11 protein-coding genes are annotated in these 13,845 nt (G+C 68.2%); 5 read left to right on the plus strand and 6 right to left on the minus strand.

The window, feature by feature from the left end:
* The first annotated feature begins 189 nt into the window (after window positions 1–189).
* Entirely contained in the window at window positions 190–369 is a 180-nt protein-coding gene (locus tag AAG816_RS15015; protein ID WP_341990463.1) for a hypothetical protein, read from the plus strand.
* Entirely contained in the window at window positions 366–971 is a 606-nt protein-coding gene (locus AAG816_RS15020) for a hypothetical protein (RefSeq protein ID WP_341990464.1), read from the plus strand. Before AAG816_RS15015 ends, AAG816_RS15020 begins: the two co-directional genes overlap by 4 nt.
* A 13-nt stretch (window positions 972–984) precedes the next feature.
* Here the strand turns inward: AAG816_RS15020 and AAG816_RS15025 are convergent, their stop codons facing one another.
* The 5 genes from AAG816_RS15025 to AAG816_RS15045 form a co-directional block, all read right to left on the minus strand.
* Window positions 985–1,947 (minus strand): outer-membrane lipoprotein carrier protein LolA, encoded by a 963-nt coding sequence (locus AAG816_RS15025; RefSeq protein WP_341990465.1) that lies wholly within the window; start codon window positions 1,945–1,947, stop codon window positions 985–987.
* A gap of 162 nt (window positions 1,948–2,109) precedes the next feature.
* Window positions 2,110–4,557 carry a DNA translocase FtsK gene (locus AAG816_RS15030; protein ID WP_341990506.1) on the minus strand — a complete coding sequence of 816 codons (2,448 nt, stop codon included), beginning with the start codon at window positions 4,555–4,557 and terminating at the stop codon, window positions 2,110–2,112.
* 70 nt (window positions 4,558–4,627) lie between these two features.
* On the minus strand, window positions 4,628–5,830 hold the full coding sequence (locus AAG816_RS15035; RefSeq protein WP_341990466.1) for an aminotransferase class I/II-fold pyridoxal phosphate-dependent enzyme: 1,203 nt from the start codon (window positions 5,828–5,830) through the stop codon (window positions 4,628–4,630).
* Between the two features lie 111 nt (window positions 5,831–5,941).
* Entirely contained in the window at window positions 5,942–6,898 is a 957-nt protein-coding gene (locus AAG816_RS15040) for a bifunctional riboflavin kinase/FAD synthetase (protein WP_341990467.1), read from the minus strand.
* Window positions 6,899–6,989: 91 nt separating this feature from the next.
* Entirely contained in the window at window positions 6,990–7,895 is a 906-nt protein-coding gene (locus AAG816_RS15045) for a TIGR01459 family HAD-type hydrolase (protein WP_341990468.1), read from the minus strand.
* 214 nt (window positions 7,896–8,109) lie between these two features.
* On the opposite strand from AAG816_RS15045, the gene AAG816_RS15050 reads away from it, so the two are divergent.
* Window positions 8,110–8,883: a hypothetical protein gene (locus AAG816_RS15050; protein WP_341990469.1), complete on the plus strand. Its 774-nt coding sequence runs from the start codon at window positions 8,110–8,112 to the stop codon at window positions 8,881–8,883.
* Window positions 8,884–8,926: 43 nt separating this feature from the next.
* Here AAG816_RS15050 and murD read toward each other — a convergent pair whose 3' ends face one another.
* Entirely contained in the window at window positions 8,927–10,327 is a 1,401-nt protein-coding gene (murD, locus tag AAG816_RS15055; protein WP_341990470.1) for a UDP-N-acetylmuramoyl-L-alanine--D-glutamate ligase, read from the minus strand.
* Between the two features lie 269 nt (window positions 10,328–10,596).
* On the opposite strand from murD, the gene AAG816_RS15060 reads away from it, so the two are divergent.
* Together AAG816_RS15060 and AAG816_RS15065 are read left to right on the plus strand one after the other, a co-directional pair.
* Entirely contained in the window at window positions 10,597–12,945 is a 2,349-nt protein-coding gene (locus tag AAG816_RS15060) for a Tex family protein (protein ID WP_341990471.1), read from the plus strand.
* 16 nt (window positions 12,946–12,961) lie between these two features.
* On the plus strand, window positions 12,962–13,801 hold the full coding sequence (locus AAG816_RS15065) for a CoiA-like domain protein (RefSeq protein ID WP_341990472.1): 840 nt from the start codon (window positions 12,962–12,964) through the stop codon (window positions 13,799–13,801).
* Window positions 13,802–13,845 lie beyond the last annotated feature (44 nt).

A 13,845-nucleotide genomic window follows, 5' to 3' on the forward strand; every position in this document is an offset into this window, starting at 1 on the left:
CCGGGCGTTGCCCCCATGCGCCCGGTAGGCGCGCTCCGATCGCGCATGCGCGAACGGGACGGGCAGCAAGAACCGGCTGCCTCAATTCAGCGCCGCGCATTCAGGCCGCTTTTTTCGCGAGCCTTGAATTGGAGCCGCCTTCAAAAAAACCGCCCAACGCGCTATCTTCAAGTCCAGGAGGGTCACTTGATGACCGACGAGCAGCGCCGCGCCGCCATAAAGAAGCTCATCAAGGACTACACGGCGAAAATCACCGTGAGCAAAGAGGCCGCGCGCGACGCCTTAATCGCCGAGGGCATCTACACCGAGAACGGTGATCTGGCCCCGGAATATGGCGGCCCCGTCAAAAAGCCCAAGTCGGCGGCTTGAGCCGTCTCGCGACCTCATTCGTTCTTGGATACCATGGCTGCGACGCAGCGGTGGCGGGAGAGGTTCTGGCCGGGACATCCGAAATCATCTTCAGCGATGAAGATCATGACTGGCTCGGACCCGGCGCCTACTTCTGTGAGGCCGATCCCCGACGCGCCCTGGAATGGGCGCAGTGGAAGGCGAGCCGGGGTACTTATGAGGCTCCGAGCGTCATCGGTGCGATTATCGATCTGCGCAACTGCCTCGACCTCACAACGCGCGAGGATCTGGAACTGGTCCGCACCAGCTATCACTCCTTTGTCCTGGCACAGGAAAAGGCTGGTCTTCCGGTGCCTGAGAACAGGAGCCCGCGAGGGCAGCCTGAGCAGGACCACCTTCTGCGGTATCTGGACTGCGCGGTGATCCGCCACTTGCACAGCATGATGGATCTGCAAGGGGGCACCGGCATCGCCCCCTACGACACCGTGCGTGGCATGTTCACGGAGGGCGGCCGGCTATATCCTGGCGGCGGCCTTCACGAGCGCACCCACGTCCAGATCGCCGTGCGCAAGCCGGAGTGCATCCGCGGCTTCTTCCGCCCCCGGCCCTATCCGACGCTTTGATACCAGCGCGCCCCTATTGCAGCATGCGCTCGAAATTGATGTTGAACAGCTTGGGGTCGGGGCGGGTGGTGTAGTTGAGGTTCGAGATCGCCACCGACGTGTCGTAGCCCTGCGGATCGGTCACGATCCACTGCCGCAGCTGATAGTCCTTGGCGTCGAATAGCAGCAGCAGGCGATAGGTGCCCATCATCGGCACCTGTTCCTGCATCACCACCGAGACATAGACATTGTCCTCATAGACCCCGGTCACATTGGGGTTCAGTACCAGCTCGATCTTGTCGGCGAGCAGGAAGCGCAAGGGCGTCTGCGCCAAAGGCGTCACGTCCTGGGTGTTCAGGCGGCGGTCGCGCACCACCACCGACTGGCCGTTGGACACCAGTTCGATGGTGGCCGGGGCATTGTATTCGAACCGCACCTTGCCGGGCTTCTGCATGTAGAAGTCGCCGGTCTTGCGGCTGCCGTCGGAATCGATCTGCACAAAGGTGCCCACCAGGGTCTGCACCGAATTCCAATAGGTGGTGAGCTTGTTCACCGTGGTCATGGCGGCGCGGTCGAGATTACCCTGGGCCGGCGCGGGGGCCGGGTTCTGCAGCGGATTGCGGGGCGCGGCGGCCACCGCCGCCGGCGCCGTGGAGGCAGCCGGCGGACGCGGCTGGTTGGCAGACGCCGGGCGCTGCGCCGGCAACGGCACCGCCGCCTGGGCGGCAGGAGTCTGGGCCGCGGGCGCGATGGATTGCGGCGCGCCGGCCTGCGGCGCGGCACTGGGCGCGGGCGCCGCCTGGGGCGCGCGCGGCGCACCGGTCTGCGGCACCATGGGCTGGGGCGAGAACAATTGCGAGCCGATCGCCTGCGACCCGCCGGGCACGCTGGCCCCCGGCACTTCGCCCGGAGGGAGCAAAATGCCCTGCGCCATGGCGTGCGGTGCGGCCGCCAAGCCAATCAGGATCGCGAAGGAAACGGCAAGGCGGCGGGGCATCATCAACATCCGGCAGAAGCGCGAATCACGCAGGATCGCGCATGTCGCCGCTTTATACTTCGGTTTCTTCGCTTTGTTCCCTAGCCACGGCCTATGGCGATCCTGTGGCTCGCGGCGGGCGCCCACGGGGCTGTGACAGGGGGCAGCGGTCGCCAGGGCGCCTTACTCCGCCGCCTCGTCGGAGAGCAGAATCTCGCGCTTGCCGGCGTGATTGGGGGCGCCGACCACGCCTTCCTTCTCCATGCGCTCCACCAGCGAGGCGGCGCGGTTATAGCCGATCTGCAGCCGGCGCTGGATATAGGAGGTGGAGCACTTCTTGTCCCGCAGCACCACCGCCACCGCCTGCGAATAGAGATCCTGGCCCGGTTCGCCGAACGATCCCTTATCCATCACCGCGCCGTCGTCCTCGTCATCCCCGTCCGCATCGGCGGTGACCGCCTCCACATAATCGGGCACGCCCTGGGCTTTGAGGTGCCGCACCACCCGCTCCACCTCCTCGTCGGAGACGAACGGGCCATGCACGCGGCTGATGCGCCCGCCGCCCGCCATGTAGAGCATGTCGCCCTGGCCCAGCAGCTGTTCGGCGCCCATCTCGCCGAGAATGGTGCGGCTGTCGATCTTGGAGGTCACCTGGAACGAGATCCGGGTGGGGAAATTGGCCTTGATGGTGCCGGTGATCACGTCCACGGACGGGCGTTGCGTCGCCATCACCAGATGGATGCCGGCGGCCCGCGCCATCTGGGCCAGGCGCTGGATGGCGCCCTCGATGTCCTTGCCGGCGGTGAGCATCAGGTCCGCCATCTCGTCGACGATGACGACGATATAGGGCAGCGGCCCCAGCTCCATTTCCTCGCGCTCATAGACCGCTTCGCCGGTCTCGTGGTCGAAGCCGGTCTGCACGGTACGGGCGATGCTCTCGCCCTTCTTCATGGCGTCGGCGACGCGGGCGTTGAAGCCGTCGATGTTGCGCACGCCGAGCTTGGACATCTTCTTGTAGCGGTCCTCCATCTCCCGCACCGCCCATTTCAGGGCCACCACCGCCTTCTTGGGATCGGTGACCACCGGGGCGAGGAGATGGGGAATGCCGTCATAGACCGACAGCTCCAGCATCTTGGGGTCCACCATGATCAGGCGGCACTGCTCCGGCGTCATGCGGTAGAGCAGCGACAGGATCATGGTGTTGATGGCCACCGACTTGCCCGAGCCGGTGGTGCCGGCCACCAGGAGATGCGGCATGCGGGCGAGATCGACGATCACCGGCTCGCCGCCGATGGTCTTGCCGAGCGCGATGGCCAGCTTCTGGCCGCTGTCGGAAAAGTCCTTGGTGGCCAAAAGCTCGCGCAGCAGCACCTTGTCGCGGCGCGGATTGGGCAATTCGATGCCGATGGCATTGCGCCCCGGCACCACCGCCACGCGGGCGGAAATGGCGCTCATGGAGCGGGCGATGTCGTCGGCGAGGCCGATGACGCGGGACGACTTGATGCCCGGTGCCGGCTCCAATTCATACAAGGTCACCACCGGGCCGGGGCGCACCTGGACGATTTCGCCGCGCACGCCGAAATCATCCAGCGTGCCTTCCAGCAATTTGGCGGTGTCTTTCAGCGCCTCGGGGCTCATGGTCGGCCCCTTGGCCGGGGGCGCCGCGCCCAGCAGGGTCAGTTCGGGATGCTGATAGAGGCCGCGCCGGTTGCCGCGCGGGTTCGCGCCCGCGCCATTGCGGTCGCGCTTGGCGGCACCGGGGCGCGAGCGCGGCGGCGGCGCCTCGAACGTGTCTTCCCCGTCGGCCTCGTCGTCCATGGGGGCGGCATCGCGGCGGGCGCCGCCCACGGGCGGGGCTTCGGGACGGGGCGTCAGGCGCGGCTCGACCCGGCCGTTGGGATCGGCGCGCCGCTCCAGCGGGCGGGCCAGCGCCACGCCCTTGATGACGCGGGGCGCGCGGCGAGTGGTCAGGCGGGCCTTCAGCGACAGGAAGGTATGGGTCAGCGCGCCCAGCGACACCATCGCCCCGCGCTCCACCTCTTCCTCCTCCGCATCATAGGGCTCGTCCTCAGGACCGCCGTCTTCAGCCGGCGCCGTGGGGCGGCAGGCGACGAACAAGCCGCCGGCCCCGATTCCCAGCCCCACCGCGCCCACCAGGATGGCGGCAAAGCTCGAACTCCAATTGCCGGTGATCACCATCACCAGCCGCGGCACCAGATCGCCCATCACCCCGCCCAGGCCCGTGGGCATGGGCCAGGTGCCGAAAGTGGGCAAAGCGCCGAGGAACGCACTGGCGCCCAAAGCGCCGAAGGTCAGGGCCACCAGGCGCAGGCGTTCGCCCCTGAGCGGGCGATGGGTGAGCAGTCGCCAGCCCCACACCGCCAGCGGCAGCAGCAGCGCCAGCGAGGCGAGCCCCAGAAGCTGCATCAGCAGGTCGGCCACCACCGCGCCGGGACGGCCGAGCAGATTGTTCACCTTGGCATTGGTGGCGTTGGACAGGCTGGGATCGCCCGCCGACCAGGTCATCAGCGCCACCAGCGCGAACGTCACCGCCCCCAGGATGGCGACGCCGACGATCTCCGACGAGCGGCGGCGGATGGCCGCGCGCACGCTCTCGGGAACGAAGTCCATGCCGAAGCCGTGCCCGCGCAAGGCCGCTGCTGATGCGGATCGACGGCGAACGGACATCGGCGTGCGCTCCTCAGGACAGGCCGGCGACGAGGCGGTTCAGCACCTCTTCGCTGGTGGCGAGATCATGGACCATGGCGACCCGCAGATAGGGATCTCCGGGATTGGCGCCGCTGGCATCGCGGGACGACAGATAGCCGCCGGGAACCGTGCGCAGGCCCTGTTCCCGCCACAGCTTGAGCGCCGCTTCCGCGCCGCCGCCGGCCTCGGTGACGTCGAGCCACAGGAAGAAGCCGCCAGCCGGACGGCGATAGCCGAAGCGGTTGCCGAGCATGCGGTCGGCAATATCGAACTTGGCCACATAGAGCCCGCGGGAGGCCTCCACATGGGCCTCGTCATTGAACGCGGCCACCGCCACCGCCTGCAACGGCTCGGGCACCTGCGGCGCGGCGATGCCGCGGAAGGCCAGGAATTCTTTGAGGAAATCCGCGTCGCCGGCCACGAAGCCCACCCGCATGCCCGGCAGCGACGAGCGCTTGGACAGGGAATTGAAGGTCAGCAGGCCGGAATAGTCGCCCCGCGCCACTTCCAATATGCCCGGCGGCTTCTCGGCGCCCAGATAGATTTCCGAATAGCATTCGTCCGCGAACAGATAGGCGCCATGGGCGCGGGTCATCTCCAGCAGGCGCTCCAGATAGGCGCGCGAGGCCACCGCCCCCTGCGGATTGGCGGGGGAGGCCAAGAACACCACCACGGCGCGGGCCAGCAGCGCCGGATCGAGCGCATCGAGATCCGGCAGCCAGCCGCTCTCGCGGGTGGTGGCCATGGCCACCACCTCGCAGCCGGCGATGTCGGCCCCGGCGCGATAGGCGGCATAAAGCGGGTTGGGGACCAGCACGATGGGCGCCCCAGCCCGCTGCGCCACCCGGCGCCGCGCGATGAAGGTGGCGTTCACCAGCCCTTCGCGGGAGCCGTTCAGCACCAGGATTTCCCGGTCCGCATCCATGGGACGGGCCAGCGCATAGCGCCGGCCCAGCCAGCCGGCGACGGCGGCGCGGAATTCCGGCGTGCCCTCGGTACGGGGATATTTGCCGAAGCCCGCCAGCGCGCCGGCCAGCGCCGGGCCGACGAAGGCCGGCATGGCATGCTGCGGCTCGCCCACGGCGGCGGTCAAAGGCGCGCGCGCCGGCGTCGTCCCGGCCAGCAGATCGGCCAGGCGGACGAAGGGGGAACGGGTATCGTCGCCGGAGCGGGGGGAGGACGCAGGATTGGACATGGGCTCGCGATGCATCGGATCAAACCGGAGAATGGCGCAGACAAGGTTAAGAGGCGCCTAACCCTGCGCGGCCGTGTTTAAGGAACAAGGGTCCGGACGCCGCCGCTGCCGTCAGGCGCGGGGCACGGCCGCCAAAATGGCGCGGGCGGCGGCGCTATCGGCATCCATCTGCCGGATCAGGGCCTCGATGCCGTCGAATTTCAGTTCCGGGCGCAGATAGCCATGGAAGGCGACCTCCACCTCCTGGCCGTAGAGATCGCCGGAAAAGTCGAACACATGCACTTCCAGCAGCGCCCGGCCATTGTCGAAGGTGGGCCGCCGGCCATAGCTGGCCACCGCGTCATGGGTGCCGGTGGCGGTGGTCAGGCGCACCGCATAGATGCCGAAGGCGAGCGTGATGTCCGGCGACAGCGCCAGATTGGCGGTGGGATAGCCCAGATCCCGGCCGCGCTTGTCGCCATGGATGACGGTGGCCCGGATGCTCCAGGGCCGCCCGAGCATATGCGCCGCATGGCCCACCTGCCCCGCCTCCAGGGCGCGGCGGATGGCGGTGGAGGAAATGGAATCCCCTTCGTCCAACATCGCCTCCACCACCTGCACCGGAAAGCCGTGCTGCACGCCCTGGGCCTCAAGGAAGGCGGGCGAGCCGGCCCGCGCCTTGCCGAAATGAAAGTCGAACCCCACCACGGCGCCGGAGACCTGGAAGGTGCCCACCAGGATATCGGCCACGAACGCCTCGGCGGTGATCGCCGCCAGATCGCGGTTGAACGGCAGCACGATGGCTCCGGCGAGGCCGCAGGCGGCGAGCGCGGCCAGCTTCTGCGGCTCCGGGGTCAGGCGGAACAGCGCCACGTCCGGCTGGAACACCGCGCGCGGATGCGGCTCGAAGGTCAGCGCCACCGTGGGGCGCCCCAGCGCCCGGCCCATGGCCAGCGCCGCCCCGATCACCGCCTGATGGCCGCGATGCACGCCGTCGAAATTCCCGATGGCCAGCACCGGGCGCGCCAATGCCTCCGGCAGCGGCGCGATGGCATGGACGATGGGAAAGTCTGGGGCGGGCGAGGGCATCGGCAGAAGGGGCGGCCGGGAGTGTGGGAGGGGTCCCACCCTTGGCCCAGCCCCGCCGCCCCGTCAAGCGCGGGCGGGGCCGGCGCGCCTCCTACCAGGACAGACGCGGCATCACGGCGCGGGGGCGGGCGGGGCCGGCGAACAATTGCGCCACCGCCGCCATGTCCGGGGCGGCGCCATGCTCGGACTTCAGCTCCACCGCATGGATGCCGCTGGAGATGAACAGGCTGTGGAACCCGGCCTGGGTGGCGCCGATGATGTCGGTGCGCAGGGCATCGCCGATGGCCAGCACCCGCGCGCCCGGTGGCACTTCGTTGCGCAGCCCCAGCACCCGGCGCATGGCTTCCACATAGACCGGCGGGTGCGGCTTGCCGCAATAGACCGCATCGCCGCCCAATTCCTCATAGAGCTGGGCCAGCGCCCCGGCGCAATAGATCAGCCGGTCGCCGCGCTCCACCACCAGATCGGGATTGGCGCACACCAGGGTCAGGCCGCGCGCCTGCATGGCGGTGAGCATGGCGCGATAGTCTTCCGGCGTCTCCACATCGTCATTGAACAGGCCGGTGCACACCACCAGGTCGGCGCCGTCCAGGTCCGACACCGTGACGCCGAGGCCGTCATAGGTGCCCAGATCCCGGTCCGGGCCGAGGTGGAACACCCGCGCCCCCGCCCGCCCGGCCAGCACCGCGCGGGTGACATCGCCGGAGGTGACGATGCCGTCATAGGCGTCGCGCGACACGCCCATGCCGTCCAGCATGCTGGCGACGAAGGCATTGGGGCGCGGCGCGTTGGAAACCAGGAACACGCTGACCCCATGGCCGCGCGCATGCTCGAGCGCGGCGCAGGCGGCGGGGAAGGCGGCGACGCCATTATGGATCACGCCCCAGACGTCGCACAGGATCACATCGTAATCGTCGATGATCTGCGACAGGCCGGGCAGCAAGGGCGCCACGAACGGCAGGGCAACGACAGCGTGCGGCGACGGGGCGTCGGCCATGGGGACATCTCCTGGATCGGGCGACTTTTCGGCCCCGAGGTGCCACGGCACGGGCGTCGCCACAAGGCCCAGCGGCGCACACCCGCTGCCCGCCCGGCGCACCCCAGCCCCTCGGGCGGGCGGAGCGCTTCTTTTCTGGCCCGATCTCCGTCGGACCTTTTCATCTCCGGAGCCGCCGATAGCATCCCGGCGAACCTGCGACGGGAGAGGTATCATGATGAGATTTCGCCGACCGGCCCTGACACACCTGCAGGCGCCGCGGCCCGCGGCCCGGTTCGCCGCGGTCGCGTGCGCGGGCCTCGCCGCCCTGATGCTCGCCGGCGCGCCCCTCCAGGCCCAGCCGGCCCCCGCGGCGCCCGCCCAAGGCCCCGGCTCCAAGCCCCTGCGGGATGTGCGCTATTGCGAGTTGCTGCCCATCTCCGTCGGCCTCGACGGCGTGAGCGCCCAGGTGTTCAACACCCTGGGCCACAGCGACTGCCCGCAGGCCAATTGGGAGAGCCTCACCGACAGCGAACTGCGCAAGGCGTTCAGCTCCCTGTACACCGTGCGCAACGGGCCGCGCTTCTTCATCATGGACCAGATCGTCGCCTCCGGCGCCACCCTCAAGGGCGAGGTGGTGACGGTGAACGGCATCGCCCTGGAGAAGCGCGCCGAAGTCCAGCTCTCCTTGTCCGAACTGCGCGAGAAGCCCTATCAGGACACGGTGATCGACCGCAGCACGCTCTATCGCTTCGATGCGGGCAAGCCGACCTTTCAGCTCACATCGCCCGATGGGTCGGTCTATGTGATGCAGTCCTATGCTCAGATCGTCGATCCCAAGCTCACCTATGCGGATCTTCCCGGCCTCGGCGCCAAGCTGAAGCTGCCGGCCGGCTGGAGCTACGCCATGCAGACGCCGGCGCAGGAGCTTCTGCTCAAAGCGGACGGCAAAGCCACGGTGCTGCAGGACGATCTGAAGAACACCTATCAGAAGATCATCCCGCGCTAAGCCGGATCAGCCTTGCGCCGGAGGACCGGCGCAAGGCGCCCGCTCACGCCGGGATTGCCTCCTGCGGCAGCGCCCGCACCAGATCGCGGAAGGCATCGCCCCGCACTTCGAAATTGGGATACTGGTCGAAACTGGCGCAGGCCGGCGACAGCAGCACCACCGGATGCGGCACGCCGGAGGCGGCCGCATCATGGGCGGCGGCGATCACCGCTTTGTCCAGCGTGCCCACCACCTCATGGGGGACATCGGCGCCGAGCGTCGCGGCGAAATCCGCCGCCGCCTCGCCGATCAGATAGGCCTTGCGCACCCGGGGAAAGAACGGCGCCAGCGGGGCAATGCCGCCCGCCTTGGGCTTGCCGCCGGCAATCCAGAACACGTTTTCGAAGCTGGCCAGCGCCCGCTCCGCCGCATCCGCATTGGTGGCCTTGCTGTCATTGACGAACAGAACGGGACCGCGCGTGCCCACCTGCTCCATGCGGTGGGCGAGGCCCGGAAAGCGCTTCATGCCCACCGCGATCACTTCATAGGCGAGGCCGATGGCATGGGCGGCCGCGAACGCCGCCGCCGCATTCTGCGCATTGTGGGTGCCGCGCAGGGAGCCGATGCCGGTGAGCGGCAGGCGGAAGCGCTCCACGCCGCCCTCGCTCACCACCAACGTCTCGCCGTCGAGCCAGATGCCGTCCGCCAAGGGCTGCTTGACCGAAATGCGCACCACATGCGCGCCGGCCGCTTCGGCCCGATCGGCGATGGCGGCGGAAAAGTCATCATCCACCCCCACCACCGCGGTGCCGCCCGGCTGCACCCCGGCAATCAGCCGCTCCTTGATGGCGGCGTACTGGCTGATGTCGCCGTGCCGATCCAGATGATCGGGGGTGAGGTTGAGATGCACGCCCACGGACGGATCGAGGCTGGGGGCGAGATCAATCTGGTAGGACGAGCACTCGATCACATGCACCCGGCCGGACTTCGGCGGCTCCAGGGAGAGGATGGCGGTGCCGATATTGCCGCCCATCTGTACATCGCGCCCGCCCACCCGCAGCAGATGCGAGATCAGCGCCGTGGTGGTGGATTTGCCATTGGTGCCGGTGATGGCCACGAAGGCCGAGGTGCGGTTGAGCGTCTTGCGGGTCCGGCAGAACAGTTCGATGTCGCCGATCACCTCGACGCCAGCGGCGCGGGCCAGCTCCACCGACCAATGGGGCGCGGGATGGGTGAGCGGCACGCCGGGCGCCAGCACCAACGCGGCAATGCCGCTCCAGTCGATGGTGCGCAGATCGGTGACGGTAAGGCCGGCAGCCGCCGCGCTCTCGCGCCCCTTGGCGCCGTCATCATAGGCCACCACCTGGGCGCCGCCGGCCACCAGCGCCTGCGCCGTGGCGAGGCCCGAGCCGCCGAGCCCGAACACGGCCACGGTTTGATCCTTGAACGAGGTAACGGGAATCATGACACCCTGCATCCGCTGCGCAATCGCCCCGGCACCAGGCGCGGGCGGTGAAAATCTGAAAGAGCGTCGCGCCGAACCGGCAGCCTGCTCCAGCGGCCGGGAGAATACCGTCTTGCGCGCCGCCGTCGAGGTGGGAGGATGCCGGAGGGGCCACCATCGCCCGGTCGCATTTGGCAGGCATGGCAGAATCGCGCCATTGAAGCCCGGCGCCGCGCGGTCTACGTTCGCGTTTCGTTCCGAATTTGTCGTGTTTGCCAGAAGGAAACATCATGGCTGTCCTGTCCGCTGACATCGCCCGCATCATCGCCGGCGAGATCGCCGCGAAGCCCGCCCAGGTGGCGGCGGCGGTCGCTCTGCTGGACGAGGGCGCCACGGTTCCGTTCATCGCCCGCTACCGCAAGGAAGCCACCGACGGGCTGGACGACACCCAATTGCGCACCCTGGAGGAGCGCCTGTCCTATCTGCGCGAGCTGGAAGCCCGCCGGGCCAGCGTGCGCCAGTCCATCGACAGCCAGGGCAAGCTCACCGACGAACTCGCCGCCAAGATCGCCGCCGCCGCCACCAAGGCGGAGCTGGAAGACCTGTATCTGCCCTACAAGACCAAGCGCCGCACCAAGGCCGAGATCGCCCGCGAGCGCGGCCTGGGGCCTTTGGTGGAGGCGATCCTCACTGAGCGCAGCGTCGAGCCGGCCACGCTCGCCGCCCGCTTCCTCACCGAGGAGGTGCCCGACACCAAGGCGGCGCTGGATGGCGCCCGCGACATCCTGGTGGAGATGTTCGCGGAGAATGCGGATCTGGTGGGCCGCCTGCGCACCCACATGCGCACCAATGCCCGGCTGGTATCCAAGGTCATCCCCGGCAAGGAGGAGGCCGGCGCCAAGTTCCGCGATTATTTCGATCATGCGGAGCGCTGGTCGCAGGTGCCCAGCCACCGGGCGCTGGCCATGCTGCGCGGGCGCAATGAGGAGTTTCTCGCCCTCGATCTGGAAGTGGATTGGGACGACCCCTCCCCCATCAAGCCGGTGGAGCGCATGATCGGCGCTGCTTATAACGTCGGCAACGGCCCGGGCGATGCCTTCCTGCGCGATGTGGCGCGCTGGGCGTGGCGGGTGAAGCTCTCGCTGCACCTGTCCATCGACCTCATGACCGCCATGACCGAGCGGGCCGAGGAAGAAGCGATCCGGGTCTTCGCCCGCAATCTCAAGGATCTGCTGCTGGCGGCCCCGGCCGGTTCGCGGAACACCATGGGCCTCGACCCCGGCATCCGCACCGGGGTGAAGGTGGCGGTGGTGGACGGCACCGGCAAAGTGCTCGAGACCAGCACCATCTATCCGTTCCAGCCCAGGAACGATCTGATGGGCGCCACCGCGCAGATCGCCCACCTGATTGCCAAGCACAAGGTGGAGCTGATCGCCATCGGCAACGGCACCGCCAGCCGCGAAACCGAGAAACTGGCCGCCGACGTCATCGCAAAAATGCCTGCGCCAAAGCCCCGCACCGTGGTGGTGAGCGAAGCCGGCGCCTCGGTCTATTCCGCCTCGGCGCTGGCGGCAGCGGAAATGCCGGATCTGGACGTGTCGCTGCGCGGCGCGGTGTCCATCGCCCGCCGGCTGCAGGACCCGCTGGCGGAACTGGTGAAGATCGAGCCCAAGGCCATCGGGGTGGGCCAATACCAGCACGACGTGGACCAGAGCCGCCTCGCCAAGGGCCTCGACGCGGTGGTGGAAGATGCGGTGAATGCGGTCGGCGTCGATCTGAACACCGCTTCCGCCCCGCTGCTCGCCCGCATCTCGGGCCTGGGACCGGCGTTGGCGGACGCCATCGTCGCCCATCGCGACGCGGTGGGGGCGTTCTCCAACCGCAAGGAATTGCTGAAGGTCGCCCGCCTCGGGCCGCGCACGTTCGAACTGTGCGCCGGGTTTTTGCGCATTTCCGGCGGCAAGGAGCCGCTGGATGGCTCCAGCGTGCATCCGGAAGCCTATGGCCTCGCCAAGAAGATCATCGCCGCCTGCGGCCGCGACGTGCGCTCGCTCATGGGCGACAGCGCCACCCTGAAAAGCCTCGACCCCGCCGCCTTCGTGGATGAGCGCTTCGGCCTGCCCACGGTGCGGGACATTCTGAGCGAGCTGGAAAAGCCCGCCCGCGATCCCCGCCCGGAGTTCAAGACCGCCACCTTCGCCGAGGGGGTCAACACCATGGGCGACCTCAAGCCCGGCATGCTGCTGGAAGGCACGGTGACCAACGTGGCCGCCTTCGGTGCCTTCGTGGACATCGGCGTCCATCAGGACGGGCTGGTGCATGTCTCAGCTCTCGCCGACCGGTTCGTGAAGGACCCGCATGAAGTGGTCAAAGCCGGCGACGTGGTGAAGGTGCGGGTGGTGGAGGTGGATGTGCAGCGCAAGCGCATCGCCCTCTCCATGCGCAAGGACGGCGGCGAAGCCGGCGCCTCCGGTGCCCGCCCCCAAGGCGGCCCACCCCAGGGGCGCCCGCTGCCCGGCGGCAAGTTCAGCACCGGCCCCAAGCCCGCCGCCGGTGGCGACAATCGCCGCCCCGCGCCCCCCGCCGATGGTCCGCTGGCCGCCGCCTTGGCGGAAGCCATGCGCCGCAAGGGGGGATGAGCGCAGAAGCAGCGCCATGCAATATTCTCTCGTAAACGGCGACCGGCGCGAGGCATTTGCAGGCGGTCGTGGTCTTTGTCCGACCTGCGGCGCGGCGATGGTCGCCAAGTGCGGGCCGCGTATCCTTCACCACTGGGCTCATACCGGTCGCCGTAACTGCGATCCGTGGTGGGAGAATGAAACCGAGTGGCATCGGTCGTGGAAAAACCTCTTCCCAGAGTCCTGCCGGGAGATTTCGCACGTCGCACCCGATGGAGAGGTCCACCGCGCAGATATCAAGACGCCGACCGGGATTGTCATCGAGGTCCAGCATTCAGCAATGACTGACGCCGAACGGCGCTCGCGCGAAGACTTCTATGGCAATCTGGTTTGGGTGATCGATGGACGCGGCTTCCGCGACAACTTCGACATCTACCATTTGCTCCCTTCCCCCGATTCCGAGATTGCGCAGGATCTGGTGTGGAGTAAGGCAAGCCGCCCCATGCGGGGCGCAGCCAGTGGCCTGTTCTTTCGTCTCTCGGAGAACCGGACGGCATTTCCGGGAAAGATCTTTACTAAGGCTACGATGCGGGGTGGCTTCATCCACGGCATCCATGAGATCGAGGCCGAGGTGGAACTGGCCTATCGTGGCCACCACCAGTACGATTGGGTGCGACCGCGTCGCACTTGGCTGGACGCTGCCTGCCCAGTCTATATCGACTTCGGCGAAGATCATCTCGTGCGACTCGAGATCTATGATGAGTCGGGCCTGCGCTGTATCCGCCTCATCTCGAAGCGCAAGTTCGTTCATGACGTCATGGTTGAAACCAATGTCAGCGCCATCGCGACGCGGTTCTATCCGCTCGGGCGCGACTGACGAATGCCTTGGTGTGCGCGACCGCAGTTCGACGCCGGACTTGC

It is taken from the genome of Azorhizobium sp. AG788 (genome assembly GCF_943371865.1).
Taxonomy (GTDB): domain Bacteria; phylum Pseudomonadota; class Alphaproteobacteria; order Rhizobiales; family Xanthobacteraceae; genus Azorhizobium.